14 protein-coding genes are annotated in these 19,122 nt (G+C 72.7%); 5 read left to right on the top strand and 9 right to left on the bottom strand.

The genetic code is table 11. The features are described from left to right. Positions 1-5 precede the first annotated feature (5 nt). Entirely contained in the window at positions 6-491 is a 486-nt protein-coding gene (locus ACH443_RS02190) for an NUDIX domain-containing protein (RefSeq protein WP_429765144.1), read from the bottom strand. A 254-nt stretch (positions 492-745) separates the two neighbouring features. Between ACH443_RS02190 and ACH443_RS02185 the strand changes: the two genes are divergently transcribed. Next, entirely contained in the window at positions 746-1,330 is a 585-nt protein-coding gene (locus tag ACH443_RS02185; protein ID WP_430589346.1) for a recombinase family protein, read from the top strand. A gap of 38 nt (positions 1,331-1,368) precedes the next feature. Here the strand turns inward: ACH443_RS02185 and ACH443_RS02180 are convergent, their stop codons facing one another. Next, positions 1,369-1,899 (bottom strand): hypothetical protein, encoded by a 531-nt coding sequence (locus ACH443_RS02180; protein ID WP_429765161.1) that lies wholly within the window; start codon positions 1,897-1,899, stop codon positions 1,369-1,371. 250 nt (positions 1,900-2,149) lie between these two features. Here ACH443_RS02180 and ACH443_RS02175 point away from each other — a divergent pair, with 250 nt between their 5' ends. Next, complete coding sequence (locus ACH443_RS02175; RefSeq protein ID WP_429765163.1) at positions 2,150-3,382, top strand: ATP-binding protein; 1,233 nt, start codon at positions 2,150-2,152, stop codon at positions 3,380-3,382. A 70-nt stretch (positions 3,383-3,452) separates the two neighbouring features. Here the strand turns inward: ACH443_RS02175 and ACH443_RS02170 are convergent, their stop codons facing one another. Next, positions 3,453-4,469: a toprim domain-containing protein gene (locus ACH443_RS02170; RefSeq protein ID WP_430589345.1), complete on the bottom strand. Its 1,017-nt coding sequence runs from the start codon at positions 4,467-4,469 to the stop codon at positions 3,453-3,455. Then, positions 4,466-4,750 carry a glutaredoxin family protein gene (locus tag ACH443_RS02165; RefSeq protein WP_430589344.1) on the bottom strand — a complete coding sequence of 95 codons (285 nt, stop codon included), beginning with the start codon at positions 4,748-4,750 and terminating at the stop codon, positions 4,466-4,468. The genes ACH443_RS02170 and ACH443_RS02165 overlap by 4 nt, the downstream gene beginning before the upstream one ends. Before the next feature lie 379 nt (positions 4,751-5,129). Between ACH443_RS02165 and ACH443_RS02160 the strand changes: the two genes are divergently transcribed. The 3 genes from ACH443_RS02160 to abc-f all read left to right on the top strand — a co-directional run bounded on the left by ACH443_RS02160 (position 5,130) and on the right by abc-f (position 11,446). Further along, entirely contained in the window at positions 5,130-7,214 is a 2,085-nt protein-coding gene (locus ACH443_RS02160; protein ID WP_430589343.1) for a beta-galactosidase, read from the top strand. Next, positions 7,211-9,604, top strand: a complete 2,394-nt coding sequence (locus ACH443_RS02155) for a hypothetical protein (protein WP_430589342.1) — start codon at positions 7,211-7,213, stop codon at positions 9,602-9,604. The genes ACH443_RS02160 and ACH443_RS02155 overlap by 4 nt, the downstream gene beginning before the upstream one ends. Before the next feature lie 186 nt (positions 9,605-9,790). Then, the gene (gene abc-f / locus ACH443_RS02150) at positions 9,791-11,446 is read left to right on the top strand and encodes a ribosomal protection-like ABC-F family protein (protein ID WP_430589341.1); all 1,656 of its coding nucleotides are present in this window, start codon (positions 9,791-9,793) and stop codon (positions 11,444-11,446) included. Positions 11,447-11,622: 176 nt separating this feature from the next. On the opposite strand, the gene ACH443_RS02145 is transcribed toward abc-f, so the two are convergent. The 5 genes from ACH443_RS02145 to ACH443_RS02125 form a co-directional block, all read right to left on the bottom strand. Beyond that, positions 11,623-14,676: a glycoside hydrolase family 2 TIM barrel-domain containing protein gene (locus ACH443_RS02145; protein ID WP_430589340.1), complete on the bottom strand. Its 3,054-nt coding sequence runs from the start codon at positions 14,674-14,676 to the stop codon at positions 11,623-11,625. 7 nt (positions 14,677-14,683) lie between these two features. Then, the gene (locus ACH443_RS02140) at positions 14,684-15,601 is read right to left on the bottom strand and encodes a carbohydrate ABC transporter permease (RefSeq protein WP_430589339.1); all 918 of its coding nucleotides are present in this window, start codon (positions 15,599-15,601) and stop codon (positions 14,684-14,686) included. After that, the gene (locus ACH443_RS02135; RefSeq protein ID WP_429765179.1) at positions 15,598-16,500 is read right to left on the bottom strand and encodes a carbohydrate ABC transporter permease; all 903 of its coding nucleotides are present in this window, start codon (positions 16,498-16,500) and stop codon (positions 15,598-15,600) included. Before ACH443_RS02135 ends, ACH443_RS02140 begins: the two co-directional genes overlap by 4 nt. After that, positions 16,497-17,831 (bottom strand): extracellular solute-binding protein, encoded by a 1,335-nt coding sequence (locus ACH443_RS02130; protein ID WP_430589338.1) that lies wholly within the window; start codon positions 17,829-17,831, stop codon positions 16,497-16,499. Before ACH443_RS02130 ends, ACH443_RS02135 begins: the two co-directional genes overlap by 4 nt. Before the next feature lie 111 nt (positions 17,832-17,942). Next, a complete protein-coding gene (locus ACH443_RS02125; RefSeq protein WP_430589337.1) occupies positions 17,943-19,091 on the bottom strand; it encodes a Gfo/Idh/MocA family protein in 1,149 nt (382 codons plus the stop codon). Positions 19,092-19,122 lie beyond the last annotated feature (31 nt).

Genomic DNA, 19,122 nt, shown 5'->3' with positions numbered 1-19,122 from the left:
AGTGGTCAGTTGCCCGTGGGAGGGACGACCTGCGCCAGCGAGCCGTGAATCTGGTCGATCGCCCCTGCCGGGTAGAGCGGCACCGCCAGCTCGCCATCATCGAACGGGCGCCAGACGACAGGAACGACCGAGCCGTCCGACTCGGTGAGCGTTCCGCCGTCGGCGGCTGGCGGTGGGTCCAACTGGCCGGAGTAAAGAGCGACGACCTCATGGCCGAGCTCGCCGTCGTACCGAAAGATGTTCTCGACCATGCCCAGGTAGGTGAGGTCGAGGATGCGCGCTCCGAGCTCCTCGTCCACCTCACGGATGATCGCTTCCCGATGTGTCTCCCCCAGTTCGACACTGCCGCCGATCAGGCGGTGGTAGCCCGCGGGGTTCTCGCTGGTCGGAACGTTGTAGCTGACGAGGTGGCGGGAGCCGTCGAAACTCGGCGCGACGAGCATGGCCTTCACCCGGATATAGGAGCGATCAACCGACATGGCCTCCATCATGCCGGGTTCGCCGCGCTCTAAACGCCCAGCCTCGAAGCGTCAGAACCGACCGACTCTGAGGTCCTAGCCCGGGGAACTCGCACCACACGAGCACGCGCCTCTACCAGTCAATGAGTACGAGTTGCATCTGACCCAAGAGCTCGCACCTGGAGTCACCTAGACGCTTCCGGGCGACAGGGAGGTTCGGCGATCTTGTCGCGTAGCGCGCCCCGACAGGACGAGCCGGGAACCGACCGGTTTGGGACTTGCCCGGCATGGCGATCACGTTCGGGTACGCGCGGGTCTCGACCGCGACTCAGGTCCTCGACGCGCAGCTCGACGCACTGCGCGTTGCCGGCGTTGACGGACGGCATGTACGGGTCGAGATGGCGTCTGGCCGCCGCCAGGACCGGCCGGTGCTCGCTGGGCTGTTGGCGGAGCTGGGGGACGGGGACACCCTGGTCGTGGCGAAACTGGACCGCCTCGGGCGGTCGATGCCGCACCTGGTCGGTCTCGTCGACGAGCTCGAACGTCGTGGCGTCGGTCTGCGGTCCCTGTCCGAGCAGATCGATACCGCGAGCCCGGCGGGCCGGTTCATGGTCCACATGCTTGCCGCGCTCGCGCAGATGGAGGCCGATCTCATCCGGGAACGCACCAATGAAGGACTAGCTGCCGCGCGTGCTCGTGGCAGGATCGGCGGCCGTCCGTCGGTCATGAGCCCCGACCGCACGTCCTCGGCCCGAGAGCTGCTGGCGGGAGGGAAGTCAGTAGTCGCGGTCGCAGCGGTGCTGGGGGTGTCGACTTCAACCGTGCGACGGCATGCTGTCGTCAGCATCGGAGCGGGCGGCGAGACTGGTTAGCACGAGTTGCAGCGCGTTGCGACGAGGCGCTGTCTGTCCTACTGCTGCGAGCCGGCCCCCCACCGGTCGGAGTCGCGGATCCGCTTGATGTTTAGTGTTTCGAGGTAGCGACCGGGGTGGTCGTGGTCGGGGCCTTCTTCAAGGTCGTGGACGAGGTATGCCACGGAGGTCTCGAAGTCGGTGACCTCGCGCCCGGCGGGGATCGGAATCGTTCCATGCCCTCCGTCGATCCGGCAGAGCTCTACCCGGTCGATCAGTGCGTTGTTCCAGAAGAAGTCCACCCAGAACGGCCGGACGCTGGGGTTGACAAAGCCTTCGGCCCAGTCGAAATGGAGCTCGTTGCGCTCCTCTCGGCTGTAGACGTTCATGCCCCACGACATGGTGAGGTTGGGCTCCTCGCGGCAGACCGCGTGGCTGTGGTGCTCATCGCTGATGTTGCTGAACGCGCCGCTGGGGCCGCTACCGAAGTCCCACCGGTAGTGGAACGACGGTCCGGCGATCCTGATCCTGTACCAGGCGTCAGCCGTGCGGTCAGCGATGAGTTCGTGCTGGATCTTGAACAAGTCCACCGCAGCCTCCTGCATGAGAGTTTCACCCTGACGGTAGGACGAGCGACTGACAGCCGTGCACTGTCGCCGGCCGTGGCGTCAAGCGTGGCTCCGTCTACCACCGCCAGCCTGCTGCACAGACGTGAGGCCAGGCGAGCGCGTCGCGCGGCGATGGGTCGCCGCGTCCACACTCAGGACTGCCACGTCTTAGCATCCTTACTCGACTTTATCTGATTCCAATAAAGCGTGGTAAGGATGCTAATTTGGTGCGATGGACCCGGTGGCAAACCCCTACACGCCGAACGCGGGCGCGCGCCCTGATGCGCTCGTCGGACGCGACGACCAGCTTGAGACGTTCGACGTCCTGCTGCGCCGCATCGCCCGCGGGCGGTCTGAGCAGTCGATGATCATCACGGGCCTTCGAGGCGTTGGAAAGACGGTCCTACTCGGGAAGTTCCGCGAGAAGGCCCAGGCGCAGGACTGGAGCGTGCTCGACTACGAGGTCGTGAAGCACGACGACCAAGCTTTCCGGATGGACGTCGCGCTCAGGCTGCGCACCGCACTCCTCGAACTCGCGCCTCGAGTCCGGTGGACGGACCGGTTCCGACGGGCAGCCGCCGCGCTGTCGTCGTTCACGGTCAGTGTCGATGCGACAGGCCAGTTCCAAGCAGGCCTTAATGTCGACGCCATCGAAGGTCTCGGCGATCACGGTGACCTGTCGATGGACCTGACTGACGTCTTGGTCGAGCTCGGCGAAGCGGCAAAGGACAAGGGAAGTGGCGTCGTCCTGCTGCTTGACGAGGTCCAGTTCCTCAGCCGGGCCCAACTCGAGGCACTGATCATTGCCCTGCACAAGACCGTTCAGCGACGGCTGCCGATCACCCTCGTCGGGGCCGGCCTGCCGCAGATCGCAGAGCTGGCGGGGGACGCCAAGTCGTACGCCGAGCGACTCTTCAAGTTCCCACAGATCGGCGACCTTTCCGCCGAAGACGCTCGACGCGCCCTGGCCGAGCCCGCCGATGCAGAGGGCGCAGCGTTCGACGCAGATGCCCTCGACCTGGCAGTGGAAGTGACCGGCGGCTACCCGTACTTCCTGCAGGAACTCGGGTACGCCATCTGGGGTGTAGCGCCGACTAGCCCGATCACCCGCACGGACGTCGAGGACGCCGTCGACCTGTATCAAGCGAAGCTCGATTCCTCGTTCTTCCGGGTACGGCTCGACCGCGCCACTGAGCTGCAGACTGCCTACCTTCGGGCGATGGCCGAGCTCGGCCCCGAGCCTCAGAAGGCCGCCGACGTCGCCGCCGTCTTGGGACGCGAGTCCACTCAACTCGGCCCTACCCGTGCCGAGCTCATCGACATGGGCCTGCTCTACACGCCGCAGCACGGCTACGCCGCGTTCACGGTTCCACACTTCGACAAGTTCATGCTGCGCGTCCTGCCTGACCTTGTGATCCCGCCTCGCCGCCAGCGACGGGCTCGGTCCACCGGTAGCAAGCAGTAGCGGAGCCGGAGTTGAGTCCCAGATAGTGGTGTGGCGCGGTCGCCAGGGCTGTGACGGCCGGTTGAGCCCCTCAGGCCGGCCCGCGAACGGCCGCAGCGTCGACGATCTCCGCGACCACGACGTCGTAGTCGGTGGTGTCGGCGAGGCGCTTGGTGAGGTGTCCTGTCGCCTGCGCAAGAACCGCGGGAGAAGCACCTCGGATCGCCGCGGCGATATGCCGCAGGCCCGCTAGGGCGCCTTCGACGTGCTCGAGGTCGTACCCGGTCAGGGTGACATCAATCGCGGCTTGGATGATCGGGCGGGCGTCGTCGACTAGGACTCCGCGGAGCTGGGGGCGCTGGCCGGCCCGCACGAGGTCTGCGGGGTCGGTCCCGGGCTCGAGGACGGCCGCACGCACGGTCGCGGCCTCGTCGGGGGTCAGGAGGTTCCAGAGGCGGCAGATGGCGCCCTGTCCGGCGGTGTCGGCGTCAGTGGCGTTGATGAGCCGGCCCACGGCGGCGGGGTCGATGTCGCGCAGCTGCTGCAGGTGGCCGGCGGTGACCGCAGTTCCGCACAGGCCGAGGGGCACCAGGTCGTTGCCGGCGCGGCGGACGGCTTCGGCATCGAGGGCGCCCTCGACGAGCACGGGGATGCCACCCCGGGCGATCCGGGCCGCGGCGTCGGCGTCGAGCCCGTACAGGGCGCGGGACTTGTCGTAAGCCGGGGTGCTGGTGGTGTTGAGGTACTTCGGCGGCGCGTCGGGGTCGTCGTCGGTGGCGGGGTTCCTCCGCGCGGTGAACCCGATGATGCGGTCGCTCGTGTCACGGAGGGGCAGGACCAGTCGGTCGCGGAAGGCGTCGCCCACTCCGCCGTTCTTGGCCTCGAGGGCGAGGCCGGCGTCCAGGAGCTCGGTGTCGGTGAACCCGCGCCGGCGCAGCGTGGGCACGAGTCGCGCCCAGCCGGCGGGCGCCTGGCCGGCCACGGTGCCGCGCAGGCCGCGGGAGGCGAGGTATCCGGTAACCCACTCCCCCGACTGGGTGGCGTGCCAGCGCCAGTAGTCCCAGGCGGCGGCGTTCACGGCGACGATGCGCTCCGCGGTGGTGGTCATGGTCTCCTCCTCCCCTGCTGCTCGGTCACGCGGCCGCGGCCGCGACGCGGTTGATCTGGTCGGGTCGAAAGCCGCACCAGTGATCCTGCCCGGTGCCGTCCGTCGACGACGACCACGGGTGCCTCGGAGTACCCGAGCTCCTCGGTGACGTACTCGCGCGCGGCGGGGTTCTCGGCCAGCTCGACGACGTCGACGTGCACGCCCTTGGCCTCGAGCTTGTCCTTGGTCATCTTGCAGCGCATGCACGCCGGCCCGGTGCTGTAGACGGTCACGCTGAGCATGACGCCCTCCTCGCTCACTCGGTGGGATCGTTCCTGATAGCGGAGCCAGGGCCGCCGTGAGCGGCCGGCGTGTCAACCCGCAGGGCGGCGGGGGAAGAAGTTCTCGGTCGAGATAAGGAGCGCAGCGACGCGGCCGCGAAACTTCTGGCGGAGCCGGTGGGCCACGCGGTATTGGTGGCCCACTTGCACGCCGGGCGCGGCGGCCATGATGAAGCGGCAGGAACGAGCCCCATGGTCGGGCGCAGCCCGCGCATACCTCGCCGCCCCGCAGGCGTCACCTCGACGTCGTGCCCGGCCGTGCGCAGCGCGGCCGCGGTGGCGCAGGCGACACGGTCGGCAAGCGCTTCCCCGTTGAATCGATACATGACAGACTCGGGTCATGCGACGACGCACGACACCGGAGTCCACCCCGACCCCCCGCCCCTGGAACGCCGGCCTCGACGGCCTCGGCTTCGGCGGCGACTACAACCCTGAGCAGTGGCCGCAGGACGTGCGCCTCGAGGACCTCGAGCTCATGCGCGAGGCGGGCGTCACGATCCTCAGCGTGGCGATCTTCTCCTGGGCCACGATCGAGCCGCGCGAGGGTGAGCTCGACTGGGGCTGGCTCGACGAGACGATGGACCGGCTGCACTCCGCCGGCATCCAGGTCGCGCTCGCCACCGCCACCGCGTCGCCGCCGCCGTGGCTCACCCGCCAGCACCCCGAGATCCTCCCCCGGCTGGCCGACGGCACCGTGCTGCAGCAGGGCGGCCGCCAGGCCTACGCCGTCACCCACCCCGTGCACCGCGACTACGCGCTGCGCATGACCACCCGCATCGCCGAGCGCTACCACGACCACCCGGCGCTCGCCGTCTGGCACGTGGACAACGAGATCGGCTGCCACGTGTCGCGCGACTACTCGGACTCCGCCGCGGCGGCGTTCCGCGACTGGCTCCGCGCGCGCTACGGCACGGTCGACGCCCTCAACGAGGCGTGGGGCACGGCCTTCTGGTCGCAGCGCTACGGGTCGTTCGACGACGTGCTGCCGCCGCTGGTCGCGCCGACGTTCGCCAACCCGACGCAGCAGCTCGACTTCCACCGCTTCTCCTCCGACGCGCTGCTCGACTACTACCTCGACCTGCGCGACACGCTGCGGGAGATCACGCCCGACGTGCCCGTCACGACCAACCTCATGGCGACGGCGCACTGCCGTGGCATGGACTATTTCTCGTGGGCGCCAGAGCTCGACGTCGTCGCGAACGACCACTACACGTACCCCGCGGACCCCGAGCGGCATGTGGACCTCGCGTTCTCCGCCGACCTCACGCGGGGCGTCGCGGGCGGCGCGCCGTGGATCCTCATGGAGCACTCGACGTCGGCCGTGAACTGGCAGCCGCGCAACACGCCCAAGGCCCCGGGCGAGATGCTGCGCAACTCGCTGCAGCACGTGGCCCGCGGCGCGGACGCGGTGATGTTCTTCCAGTGGCGCCAATCGAGGGCCGGCGCCGAGAAGTACCACTCGGCGATGGTGCCCCACGCCGGCCGGGACTCCGACGTCTGGCGCGACGTCGTGACGCTCGGCCGCGCGCTGCGGGCGCTGGGCGAGGTGCGCGGCTCGCGGGTGCGGTCGCGCGCGGCCGTCGTCGTCGACTACCCGTCGTGGTGGGGGTCGGAGCTCGACTCGCACCCCACGCAGGACCTGCGCTACATGGACCAGGTCCAGGCCTGGTACCGGGCGCTCTGGCGGCTCGGCGTCACGACCGACCTCGTGCCGCCGGGCGCCGACCTCGACGGCTACGACCTGGTCGTGCTGCCCACGACGTACGTCGTCACGGACGACGACGCCGCGAACGTGGCCGCCGCCGCCGAGCGCGGGGCGACCGTCGTCGTCACCTACTTCTCCGGCATCGTCGACGAGCACGACCACGTGCGCCTCGGCGGCTACCCGGGCGCGTTCCGCGACCTGCTCGGCGTGCGCACCGAGGAGTTCCACCCGCTGCAGCAGCCCGAGTCGGTCCGCGTGGTCGGCAAGGCCGTCGGGGGCGAGGCCACGGCGGACCTGTGGACCGAGAAGACGCACGTCGCCGACGGCACCGAGGTGGTCGCGTCGTACGACGACGGCGCTCTCGCCGGGCGCCCGGCGGTCACCCGGCGCGAGGTCGGGGCGGGTCGGGCGTGGTACGTCGCGACGAGGCTCGACGACGCAGGCCTGGGCGCGCTCGCCGAGCGGCTGGTGGCCGAGGCCGGCGTGGGGCCGGACGTCGTCGCGCCGGCGGGCGTGGAGGTCGTGCGGCGGTGGGCCGACGAAAGCGCGACCGGTGCCGCGACATCGTGGCTCTTCGCCATCAACCACACGGACGCCGACGCGACGCTCGGCACGGCGGACGCCCCGGTGGCCGGCACGGAGCTGCTGAGCGGCGACACCGTCGAGGGCAGCCTCACCGTGCCCGCCGGCGCCGTGCGCGTGGTGCGGGTCGACGGATGACGGACCCGCACCCGCGCCTGCCCGGCGTCGGGCCGGTGGGGCCGTACGCGTTCGTGTTCTGGAACGACGACCTGGACGACGCCGGCGTGGTCGCGCAGCTCCAGGAGATCTCGGAGGCGGGGTTCGTCGGCGTGACCCTGAGCGCGCGCGTCGGGCTGAGCCGGCGGGTGGGTTACCTGACGGACGAGTTCCTGCGGCTCGTGCGCGTTGCGGTCGACGAGTGCGCCCGGCTGGGGCTGGCGGTGATGCTCTACGACGAGGCGTCGTACCCGTCCGGCTCCGCCAACGGCGCCGTCGTGGCGCGTGACCCGGCGTCCGCCGCCCGGTGCCTGGTGCCGGTGACGCACGACGTCGAGGTGCCGGCCGGCGCGCCGAGCGACGATCCCGCGGACGCCGGGTACTGGCGCCCCGCGCTGGGCCGCGACCTCGACGCGCGGCTGCTCGCCGTCGTCGGACGACGGTCGGACGGCGCGGGCGGCGTCGTCGGCGACGACGACGCCGTGCTGCTGCCGGTGCGCATGCCGGGGTTGGTGCGGCTGGACCTGCCGCCCGGCGCGTGGCGCGTCACGGCGGTGTTCGACGCGGCCAGCGGGGGCACGATCCGCGGGGCGCACGCGGAGCAGGACGACGGGTCGGCGCTCGCGCCGCCCGCGGCGGACCTGCTGAACCCGGACGCCGTCGCGGCGTTCCTGGAGCTGACGCACGACGCCTACGCCGCCGCGCTCGGGGAGCACCTGGGCACGACGGTGGTCGCGATGTTCACCGACGAGCCGTTCCTGCTGGGCCGCGGGCACCGGCCGCTCGCCCGCCCGTACACGCCGGGGCTGGAGGCGGAGGTCGCCGCCGCCCTGGAGATCGACGTCGCCGACGTGCTGCACCGGCTGCCGGAGCTGTGGGACGGCGAGGGCACGCGCCCAGGCGGCACGGACCCCGACGCCACGGGGTTCGTGCGTGACTGGGACGACGCCGTCCGGGCGCGGCTGCACCGCGTGTACTACGACGCGCAGGCCGCGTGGTGCGCCGCGCACGGCCTCGCGCTGACCGGGCACCCGGCCGAGCCGGACGACCTGGCCACCGCCGCGCGGCTGCACTGGCCCGGGCAGGACACGGTGTGGCGCTGGGTGCTGCCCGGCGACGATGCCGCGACCAGCGGCATCGACGGCCCCGAGAGCACGGCGCCGAAGGTCGCGGCGAGCGCCGCCAGGGCCCGCGGTGGGGTGCCGGCGGTGACCGAGGTGCTCGGTGCGTACGGCTGGCGTCTCAGCCTCGACGAGGCGCGCTGGCTGCTGGACTGGTACCTGTCGCGCGGGGTGACGACGCCCGTGCTGCACGCGTTCTTCTCCTCCGTGCGCGGCGGGCGGGCGTTCGAGAGCGAGCCCGACCTGGGCCGGTGGAACTCCTGGTGGCCGCACCTGCCGCCGCTGGTCGGGTACGTGCGGCGGGTGGCGCAGCTGCTCGACGGCGCGCCCCCGGTCTGGCCGGTCGGCCTGCTGAGCCGCCCCGACGCCGCGCCGTCGGGCCCGGTGGTGCGTGCGTTGCTGGAGGCGCAGGTCGACTTCGGGTACGTGGACCGCGACGACGAGCGCGCGGCCGCGGGGTACGTCGTCCTGCTCGACCCGGACGACGTACCCGACGCCGCCGCGCTCGACGTCGTCAGGCTGAAGGAGCGGCTGCGCGCGGCGGGCGCCCCGGTGGTGGACGCCGAGCCCGCCGCGCCCGACCTGCGGGCCGTGGTGCTCTCCGACGGAGCGGGGTACGTCGCCTTCCACGAGGGAGAGGCGCCGATCCGCACCTGGCTGCGGCTGCCGTCCGTCCCCGACGACGCGTGCTGGTGGGACCCTTTCACCGACACCCGGCACGCCGTCGAGCGCGACGACCACGGCCGCGTGCTCCTGGAGCTGGAGCGTCGCCGCACCCTGGCTCTGGTCCCGGCCGTCGGGCACCCCGTCGCCCCGGTCGGCCCGGCGGCGGGGCACCGCCTCGAGGTCACCGGCTGGCGCGGCACGGTCGAGCGCGTGCTCGGCGACCCGGACGCGTTCGCGGACGACCCGCCCGCCGTCGTGCCCGCGCACGTGGGGCTCGGCGACTGGACCCGGGTTCCCGGCCTGCGCCGGCTCTCCGGGTCCGTGCGCTACTCGGCCGAGGTGGACGTGCCGGACGGCGCGGGCGCCGCACGACTGGAGCTCGGCGTCGTGGGCGAGGCCGCGACGGTCAGCGTGGACGGCGTCGTCGTCGGGCACGCGCCGTCCGCACCGTACGTCGTGGACCTCGGCATGCTCGCCCCGGGCACCCGCACCCTCGACGTGCTGGTGAGCAACAGCGCCGCGAACTACTACGAGGGCGACCGGCGCCCGTCGGGTCTCGTGGGACCGGTCGCGCTGACCTGGTGATCCCCCGCTCGCCACAATTCTCTGGCGGCGCGGGGCGGTGGTGCGTAGGGTGCAGCGCGATGGGAACTCTGTGAGCACACCGACGCCGACGCGTCGAGCAGGTCGGACGACACTGCTCCGCGTCGGCGTTCGCACGCCCGCCGTCCTCCACGACCGCCGACGCCGGCGACGGAAGGAGTCCCGCCCGTGGACCCGTCACAGCTCACCCTCACCGACATCACCCTGCGCTACGCCGACCGCGTGGTGCTCGACCGCCTGTCCCTGACCGTCTCGCCGGGCGAGCGCGTCGGCGTCGTCGGCGACAACGGCTCCGGCAAGTCCACCCTGCTGGCCGTCGTCGCCGGCCTTCTGGAGCCGCAGAACGGCACGCGCGTCGTGCGTGCCCCGGGCGGGCTCGGACACCTGCCGCAGACGCTCGACCTCCCGCCCAGCAGCACCGTCGCGCAGGCGATCGACGTCGTGCTGGCGGACGTGCGCGCGCTGGCGGCGGAGGTCGCCGCGCTCGAGGACCGGCTCGGGACGCTCGGCGGTGCCGCCCTGGACGACGCGCTGCGGCGGTACGCGGAACTCACCGCGCGCTTCGACGCCCGCGACGGCCGCGGCGCCGACCGCCGCGTCGACGTCGCGCTCCACCGCCTCGGGCTGCCCGGCCTGGACCGCGGCCGGGCGCTCGGCACCCTGTCGGGCGGCGAGCGCTCGCGCCTCGCGCTGGCGGCGACGCTCGCCGCCGACCCCGAGCTGCTGCTGCTCGACGAACCCACCAACGACCTCGACGACGACGCCCTCGACTGGCTCACCGAGCGGCTGCGGGCGCACGACGGCACCGTCGTCGCCGTCACCCACGACCGCGCGTTCCTCGCGGACCTCACGACGACGCTCGTCGAGGTCGACGGCGGTCGCGCGCGGCGCTACGGCACCGGGTGGTCGGGGTACCTCGCGGCGAAGGAGGCCGAGCGCGAGCAGCTGCGGCTGGCGTACGAGCGGTGGCGCGCGGACCTCGACCGGCAGCGGCGGATCGCGGCCACCAACGTCGAGGCGATGGAGCAGATCCCGCGCAAGGTCCCCATCGCGTCGTTCGGGTCGGGGGCGTTCCGCCTGCGGTCGCGGGCGCACGGCGCCACCGGGCGCATCCGCAACGCCAAGGAGCGGGTGCGGCGCCTCACCGACGCCCCGGCCGCGCGGCCCGCCGACCGCGCCGTGTTCCGGACGGACGTCGCCACCGCCGCGCCCGTCGGCGACGGCGGGGGCGAAGGGACCGTCGAGCTCGACGGGGTCGAGGTGCGCGGCCGGCTCTCGGTCCCCCGCCTCACGGTGGCCGCCGGCGAGCACGTGCTGGTGACCGGGCCGAACGGTGCGGGCAAGAGCACGCTGCTCGGGGTGATCGCGGGCGAGGTCGGGCCGGACGCCGGGACGGCCCGGGCCGAGGGCGCCGTCGGGCACCTGCGGCAGACGGGCGCGTCCGCCTCGGACGGCCGCACCGTGCTGCACGCCTTCGCCGCCGGGCGTCCCGGCGACCTGGAGGAGCACGCGGAGGCGCTGCTCGCCACAGGCCTGTTCCGCCCCGACGACCTGCCCCGGCCGGTGCGCGAGCTGTCCCAGGGGCAACGGTCCCGCCTCGAGCTGGCGCGGGTCGTCACCACCACGACGGACGTGCTGCTCGTGGACGAGCCGACCAACCACCTCTCCCCGGCGCTCGTCGAGGAGCTGGAGAGGGCGTTCGCGGAGTTCGACGGCACCCTCGTCCTCGTCTCCCACGACCGCCTGATGCGCGAGCGCTTCCGCGGCCGCCGCCTGGTGCTCGACGACGGCCGCGTCGTCGCGGACGCTCCGTTGCCGAGATAGAGAACCCGACTCGCCGAGATAGAGAGGGCGGGGGGGGGGGGGGCGCGGGGGGGGGGCCCCCCCCCCCCCCCGCGGCGGGGGGGGGGGGGGGGGGGGGGGGGGGGCCCCCCCCGGCGCCCCCGCCCCCCCCCCCTTTCTATCGCGGGCGAGTCGGGTTCTCTATCTCGGCACGACCGTCACAGGGCTCGCCAGCGCAGCTCGAGGGTGCGGGCCTGCGGGCGGAGCATCGCCGTGGGCCAGACGTCGGGGCCGCACGCGCGCGAGCCCAGGCCGTGCTGGGCGGCGTCCACGTACAGGTGGTGCCGCTCAGGCACGGGCAGCTCGTGCGGGTGCGCCGCTGCGGAGAGCTCGTGGGCCGAGTGCCGGGCGAGCGTGAAACCGGGCAGGCGGCCGCGCGCGTCGCGGCCGAGCGTCAGGCCCGCCCAGGGCCTGCCGCCGCGCTCCAGCACGAGCTCTCGCACCTCGGACCGGTGGCCCGACTCCTGCGGCCGGGCGTACTGCACCGACAGGTCGTCGATCCCTGCGCGGTGGCGGCCCACCACGACCGAGGAGCGGACGTCCGGGTACGAGTCGTGCGGGCCCAGCCCGAACCACCCGGCGCCGTCGACGTCGGTCGGCAGCGCGAGGTGCACACCGACCCGCGGCCACACGTCGTCCCAGTGGTCGTCGGGGGTGAGGACGACGCGCAGCACCGCCTCGACGACGCCGTCTGCGGCCCGCTCCGCGGTCCACGTCTCCTCGACGTCGATCGTCCTGCGGCTCTGCGCCGCGGACACCCGCCGCAGCACCCGCAGCCGGTCGGCCGACTCGTCGACGGCGACGGTGCGGTGCGTGAGCCGGTCCAGGCCCTGGCGGCGCCAGCGGTCGGCGACCGGCGGCGCGGGGGTGCCGCGCCACGGCAGGGTCGTCGGGTCGTCGACGTCGTAGCTGCCCATCGCGGCGCCGCGGTCGTTGTCCGTGGGCGCGCGCCACAGCTCGACGCGCGGCGCGGACACGTCCGCGCCGGCGAGCGCGACCAGCTCCGGGCCGCGGAACGCGACGGGCGCGTCCGCGAGCGCCACGGCCGGACGACGCGTGCGGGCGACCGCCCGGGTGGGCAGCGCCCACTGGTCGCGCGCCACGACGTGCCCGGCGTCGGCCCACGACGCCGCCTCACGCAGCACGAGCTCGACGGTGAGGAACGCCTCCACGCCCGGGCCCGCCTCGGGCAGCGACGCCGGGTCGAGCAGCGCGACGTCGACCCGCTCCCCCGCCTCCACCGACGTGCGGTCCTCGCCCGAGGCGACGACCTCGCCGTCGTTCTCGACCCGCCAGCGGAGCACCAGGTCGGAGGTGTCCGCGGTGTGGCGGCGGTTCCAGACCTCGACGGCTCCCGACGCCGGACCGCCGGACGGCCGCACGACGACCGGCCGCTCGACGTGCCAGAACTCGACCAGCCCGGGGCTGGGGGTGTCGTCGGACAGCACCATGCCGTCCATGACGAAGTTGCCGTCGTGCACCACCTCGCCGAAGTCGCCGCCGTACGCGAAGTACTCGACGCCGTCGGGGGTGGTGGTGCGCAGGCCGTGGTCGCGCCACTCCCACACGAACCCGCCGTGCAGCCGCGGGTGGGTGTCGACGAGCGCGCGGTACTGGTCGAGCGCGCCCGGGCCGTTGCCCATGGCGTGCGCGTACTCGCACAGCAGGAACGGCTTGGACCGCTGCCGGGCGGAGTCGGCGATGCTGCAGCCGAGCACGGGCGACAGGTCGTCGCTCCCGATCGACGCCGTCTCCGGCACCGTCGAGTACATCCGCGAGTAGACGTCGGTGTACTCGCCGGCGTAGTCGCCCTCGTAGTGCACGGGCCGCGACGGGTCGCGGTGGTGCACCCACTCCGCCATCGCCGCGAGGTTGCTCCCGGTGCCCGACTCGTTGCCGAGCGACCACAGCACGATGCTCGCGTGGTTCTTGTCGCGCTCCACGGTGCGCCGCACGCGGTCGAGGTACGCCTCGCGCCAGCGCGGGTCGTCGCTGGGGTTGCCCACCCAGCCGCCGGCCTCGAAGCCGTGCGTCTCCAGGTCGGTCTCGAGGATCACCCACAGGCCCAGCTCGTCGGCCAGGTCCAGGACGCGCGGGTGCGGCGGGTAGTGGCTGGTGCGGATGGCGTTGACGTTGTGCTGCTTCATCCGCGCGAGGTCGGCGCGGGCGTGCTCCTCGTCGAAGACGCGCCCGCGGTCGGGGTGCGTCTCGTGCCGGTTCATCCCGGAGAACACGACCCGGCGACCGTTGACGAGCAGCAGGTCGCCCACGATCTCCACCCGCCGGAACCCGACGCGCAGCGACACCGTCTCGCCCGCCGACGCCACCGTGACGTCGTACAGGTTCGGCTCCTCCGCCGACCACGGCTCGACGGCGCCCACGGCGACGGGCGCGACGTCATCGGGCGCCGCCCACGCGACGTCGACCCCGAGCTCGGGCACCCGCAGCCGCACGGGGAACGCGGCGGCGTCCGCCCGCACCTCGGGGACGAGGGCGCCCTCCCCGGTGGCCGGGTCGTAGTCCGCGTCCAGCCACACGTCGTCCAGCGCCCCGGCGGGCCGGTGCAGCAGCGTGACGTCGCGGAAGATGCCGGGCAGCCACCACTGGTCCTGGTCCTCGAGGTAGCTCGCGGCCGACCACTGCACCACGCGCACGGCGACGGTGTTCGTGCCCGGGCGCACCGCGTCGGTGACGTCGTACTCGTGCGCGAGCCGGCTGCCGGACGCCGAGCCCACCTCCTCGCCGTTCACCCACACCGTGAAGAACGACTCCACGCCGTCGAACCGCAGCAGCACGCGGCCGTCCTCTGTCCACGACGTCGGCACGTCGACCTCGCGGCGGTAGTCGCCGGTCGGGTTCTCGTCCGGCACGTGCGGCGGGTCCACGGGGAACGGGAACTGCACGTTGGTGTAGATCGGGAGGCCGTGCGCGCCGTCGCCCTCGAGGACCCAGTGCGCGGGCACGGGGAGCTCGCCCCACCCGGCGTCCGCGGACGTCGCGTAGCCGGGCCGCGCGAAGTCCGCGGTCCCTTCGCCGTCCGGCAGGACGCCGTGGGCGCCCGGCGCGCCGGGCACGCCCGCCAGGAGGCGGAAGTCCCACGTGCCGTCGAGGGAGAGGCGAGGTGCGTCCCCGGCGGGCGCGGACCGCGGCGGCTCGACGCGCCCGGACCAGGGCGCGGTGGACTCGTGCGGGAGCGGGGAGAGCGGGGTCATGCGGCGATCATGCCTTCACGGCGCCTTCCGTCAGGCCGCCGCGCCAGAACCGTTGCAGCACGATCATGGCGACGGCGAGCGGGATGACCGAGAGCAGCACGCCCCCGGTGGTGAGCTCGTAGAACTCGGGCAGCCGGTCGGTCTGGCTGTTCCAGTTGTTGAGCCCGAGGGTGATCGGGTACAGGTCCTGGTCGCTCAGCATCACGAGCGGCAGGAAGTAGTTGTTCCAGATGCCGACGATCTGGAAGAGGAACACCGTCACGAGCGCCGGCGTCATGATCCGCAGCCCCAGGGTGTGGAAGATGCGCAGCTCCCCGGCGCCGTCGATCCGGGCGGCCTCGACGAGCGAGGTGTCCACGGTGGCGTCCGCGTAGATGCGGCACAGGAAGAACCCGAACGGCGACACCAGCGACGGGATCAGCACGCTCCAGTACGTGTTGGCGAGCCCGAGCTGGCTGAACAGCAGGAACAGCGGCAGGGCGGTGGCCGTGCCGGGCACGAGCACCCCGCCGAGCACGAGACCGAAGATGAGGTTGCGGCCCCGGAACTGGTACTTGGCCAGGGCGTACCCGCCGGCCGCCGCCAGGTACGTGGCGATCAGGCCGCCCACCCCGGCGTACAGCACCGAGTTGGCGAACCAGCGGATGAAGACGCCGTTCCCGTAGGTGAGCACGGCGGCGAGGTTGTCGAACAGCGCGAAGGAGTTGCCGAACCAGAAGCCGTTGGTGCCGAAGAGGTCGTCCGTCGTCTTCGAGGCGGCGACGACCACCCAGTAGACGGGCACGAGGAAGTAGATCGCGACGACGGCGAGGATCCCGGTGACGAGGATCGTCGTCGCGGGGCGCCGACGACGACCGCCGGGGGTCGCGGCCGGGACGTCCGTCGGGTCGGTGCGCTGCAGCGCGGTGGAGACGGCGGCGGTCATCGCGAGCTCCTGTTCGTCAGCCTCAGGAAGAGGAAGGACAGCGCGAACGCCACGAGCGCGATGAGCACGGACTGAGCGGCGGCGACGTTGTAGTCGTTGTAGGCGAAGGCGGTCGTGTACGCCGACAGGTTGGGCGTGTACTGCGAGTCGATCGCCGGCGAGACGCTCATGAGGAGCTGCGGCTCGGCGAAGAGCTGCAGCGTGCCGATGATCGAGAACACGGTGGTGAGCACCAGGGCGGGGCGGATCAGCGGCAGCTGGATGCTCCACGCCGTGCGCCACGGGCCGGCGCCGTCCACCCGCGCCGCCTCGTACATCTCCGGCGGGATGGCCTTGAGCTGGGCCACGATGATGAGCATGTTGTAGCCCGCGTACGTCCAGGTGACGATGTTCGCGATCGACCACAGCACCGTCCCGGCGCCGAGGAAGTCGGGCGTGAACCCGAACAGCGTCTCGGTGAGGTCGATGATCGGGCTCAGGCCGGGCACGTAGAGGAACGACCAGAGGATCGTCGCGATGACGCCCGGGATGCCGTACGGCAGGAAGTACGTGGCGCGGAAGAAGCCGGGCCAGCGCGCCGAGGCCGACTCGAGCAGCAGGGCCAGCACCGTCGCGGCGACGATCATCACCGGCACCTGCACGACGCCGAACAGCAGCATCCGCCAGATCGACGCGACGAAGTTCCCGTCCTCCAGCGCGATCCGGTAGTTCTCGAACCAGGCGAACCCGGTGGTGACGCCCTGCTCGCCGAACAGACCGGCGCGGGTGACGGTGGTGAAGCTCTGCCCGATCGCCACGATGATCGGGAGCACGAACGTCAGCAGGAACAGCAGCAGGAACGGACCCACCAGGATCCAGGGCGCGCGCCCGACGGCGGTGCTCGCCTTCTTCGCGGTCATCGCTCTGCCCTCCGGATCGTCAGGCCCTTCTGTCGGAACACCTCGATGGTCCGGTCCTCGGCGGCGACGACGGCGTCCACGAGCGTGCCGCCCGTGGCCTTGCGCCGGAACCCGTCGCCCAGGATGTTGAACGTCTGCTGCGTGATGGGCCACCACTGCCAGTCGGGGTTCTGGTCCTGCGTGGCCGGCTGGAAGACCTCGGTGTTGTAGCGCTGGCCGCCGAAGAACTCGCTCGGCTCCTCGCGCGCCGCGCCGATGTAGTCGCGGGCCGGCGACCACCCGATGCCGGAGTACTTGATCATCGCGTCGATGCCCTCCGGGTCGGTGTTCATCCAGACGGCGAACTCCATGGCCTCCTTCGGGTGCCGGCTGTTCGCCAGCACGGCGGACGTCGAGCCGCCGATGAACGAGGACCCGAAGCCGTGGTCCCAGCGCGGGGCGGGCGCCACGCGCCACTTGCCCTCCGCGCCGCTCACGCTCTGCAGCAGCGCGTCGCCCCAGCTCGCGCTCACGAGCGACGCGATCTGGTCGTGCGCCGCGGCCGCGTACCAGCCGGGCGTGTAGGGGTTGGCGGCCGTGGTCACGAGGCCGTCGTCGATGACCTGGTCGAAGAAGCGCGCGACGTCGAGCGTGGCCTCCCCGGCCATGTCGATGACCCAGCCGTCCTCGGCGCTGCGCAGCCACGTGGCCCCGGCCTGCATGGCGTGCGCGGTGAACACGGACGTGTCGTCGAGCGGGAAGGAGTCGATGTACACGTCGATCTCGCGGAACGCGGGGGCCACCTCCGCCCACTCGGTCCACGTGGTGGGGACGTCGGCGCCCACCTGCTCGTACAGGTCGGGCCGGTAGTACATGCCCACCGGGCCGGAGTCCTGCGGGATGCCGTAGACGCCGCCGGCGAAGCTCACCTGGCTCCACAGCGTCTCGTCGAACTTGTCCGCGTGCTCGGAGACGCCGTACCGCTCCAGGTCGACGAGCCCGTTGACGAGCATGAACTCCGGCACGGTGCGCATCTCCACCTGCGCCAGGTCGGGCCCTCCGCCGGCCGCGAGGGCGGAGTACATCTTCTGGTAGCCGCCGTCGTTGCCGCCGGGGATCCAGGAGACCTGCACCTGCACGTCCGGGTTCTTCGCGTTCCAGATGTCGGCGACCTTCTGCAGGTCCTTGAGCCACGCCCAGTACGTGAGCGTGACCTTCTCCCCCGCCGCCGCCGGCACCACCGGCTGGGCGTTGACCGACGTCGTGCCGGGCGTCGCGCACCCGGCGAGCAGCGCCGACGCTCCCCCGGCGAGCCCCCAGCCGAGGAGCTCCCGTCTCGTGACCTGTCGCATCCGTCCCCACTTCGTCGTGACGTCGGGCCGGGGCGGGTGCCCCGGGCTCGTGTGAGCGTGGTCACGCTAACAGCGGGGCGGACGCCGGGGTCAAACCCGTCTCAGGGCGTGTCAGACGGCGGCGGGGACGTCCTTGACCGGCGGCCAGGGGGTGCCGGTGCCGGCCATGGAGGCGTGGAAAGGGTCCCCGTCGACGATCTCTCCGGCGCGGACGGTGGCGTCCGTGAACGCGGACTTGTAGATCGCCGCGGCCAGCTCGAGGGTCGCGCGGGTGTCCGCGACGGTGACCGGCAGGACGTCGCCCGCCGTGAACGCCCGGTAGGTGGGCACGAGCTGCGCCAGGTGGCCGCTCGCGCCGCCGTCGACGGAGGTTGCCGACGCCGCGACGCCGGCCGCCCACGCCTCGGCGACGTCCTCGCGCCCGGCCACGGGCGTCACGGTCCAGCTCGTGTCGTCGTAGCCGTACAGGTGCTCCAGCTCGACGGTCGCGGCCTCGGTGTCGAAGCGCAGGCGCGACGTCTGGCGCGGGGAGATCGCGGAGTTCGTGATCGTCGCCATCGTGCCGCTCGCGAACCGCACCAGCGCCGTGGAGACGTCCTCGGTGTCGGTGTGGCGGGCGAGCCGGCCGGCCATCGCCCGCACCTCGGTCCACGGGCCGAGCACGGCCAGCAGCAGGTCGAACTGGTGGATGCCGTGGCCCATGGTGGTGCCGCCGCCCTCGGTGTCGAAGCGGCCCCGCCAGGGAACGGCGAAGTAGTCCGGCGTGCGGAACCAGAGGGTGTCGCACTGCGCGACGTACGCGGCGCCGAGCGTCCCGTCGTCGAGCAGCCGGCGCAGCCGCTGGATCCCCGCGCCGAACCGGTGCTGCACGATCTGGGTGAAGCGGCCCGGCAGGCCGGCGTCGATCGCCTGCCGCTCCGCCGCCGCCAGGGCGTCGGCCTCCGCAAGCGACAGGACCGCCGGCTTCTCCACCACGACGTGCGCGCCCGCCCGCAGCGCCGCCACCGCGGCCTGCAGGTGCACCGACGGCGGCGTGCAGATGTGCACGACGTCGACCTCGCCGGCGTCGAGCAGGGCCTGCAGGTCCGTGGAGTGGTGCGGCACGCCGTGCGCCGCCGCGAACGCGGCGGCGCGGTCCGCGTCGACGTCGACGACGTGCGTGACCTCCACGCCGCCGGGTCCGCCGTGCGCGGCGAGCGCGCGGACCGCCTCGACGTGCGCGCCGGCGATCGCCCCCGCGCCCAGGATCGTGACCTTCATGAGTGCTTCTCTCTCTGCCGGGGTAGTCCCG

Origin of the sequence: Isoptericola sp. NPDC019571, from assembly GCF_044389385.1 — a bacterium.
Classification (GTDB): Bacteria; Actinomycetota; Actinomycetes; order Actinomycetales; family Cellulomonadaceae; genus Isoptericola; species Isoptericola nanjingensis.
Note: the sequence above shows the minus strand (reverse complement) of the source record. Positions and strands in the feature narration are given on the sequence as shown.

Excerpts from the sequence above, each read along its gene's own strand:
- ACH443_RS02190 (WP_429765144.1), bottom strand. The coding sequence starts at position 491 with ATGATGGAGGCCATGTCGGTTGATCGCTCCTATATCCGGGTGAAGGCC.
- ACH443_RS02140 (WP_430589339.1), bottom strand. The coding sequence starts at position 15,601 with ATGACCGCCGCCGTCTCCACCGCGCTGCAGCGCACCGACCCGACGGAC.
- ACH443_RS02175 (WP_429765163.1), top strand. The coding sequence starts at position 2,150 with ATGGACCCGGTGGCAAACCCCTACACGCCGAACGCGGGCGCGCGCCCT.
- ACH443_RS02185 (WP_430589346.1), top strand. The coding sequence starts at position 746 with ATGGCGATCACGTTCGGGTACGCGCGGGTCTCGACCGCGACTCAGGTC.
- ACH443_RS02155 (WP_430589342.1), top strand. The coding sequence starts at position 7,211 with ATGACGGACCCGCACCCGCGCCTGCCCGGCGTCGGGCCGGTGGGGCCG.
- ACH443_RS02125 (WP_430589337.1), bottom strand. The coding sequence starts at position 19,091 with ATGAAGGTCACGATCCTGGGCGCGGGGGCGATCGCCGGCGCGCACGTC.
- ACH443_RS02145 (WP_430589340.1), bottom strand. The coding sequence starts at position 14,676 with ATGACCCCGCTCTCCCCGCTCCCGCACGAGTCCACCGCGCCCTGGTCC.
- ACH443_RS02130 (WP_430589338.1), bottom strand. The coding sequence starts at position 17,831 with ATGCGACAGGTCACGAGACGGGAGCTCCTCGGCTGGGGGCTCGCCGGG.
- ACH443_RS02165 (WP_430589344.1), bottom strand. The coding sequence starts at position 4,750 with ATGCTCAGCGTGACCGTCTACAGCACCGGGCCGGCGTGCATGCGCTGC.
- ACH443_RS02170 (WP_430589345.1), bottom strand. The coding sequence starts at position 4,469 with ATGACCACCACCGCGGAGCGCATCGTCGCCGTGAACGCCGCCGCCTGG.
- ACH443_RS02135 (WP_429765179.1), bottom strand. The coding sequence starts at position 16,500 with ATGACCGCGAAGAAGGCGAGCACCGCCGTCGGGCGCGCGCCCTGGATC.
- ACH443_RS02160 (WP_430589343.1), top strand. The coding sequence starts at position 5,130 with ATGCGACGACGCACGACACCGGAGTCCACCCCGACCCCCCGCCCCTGG.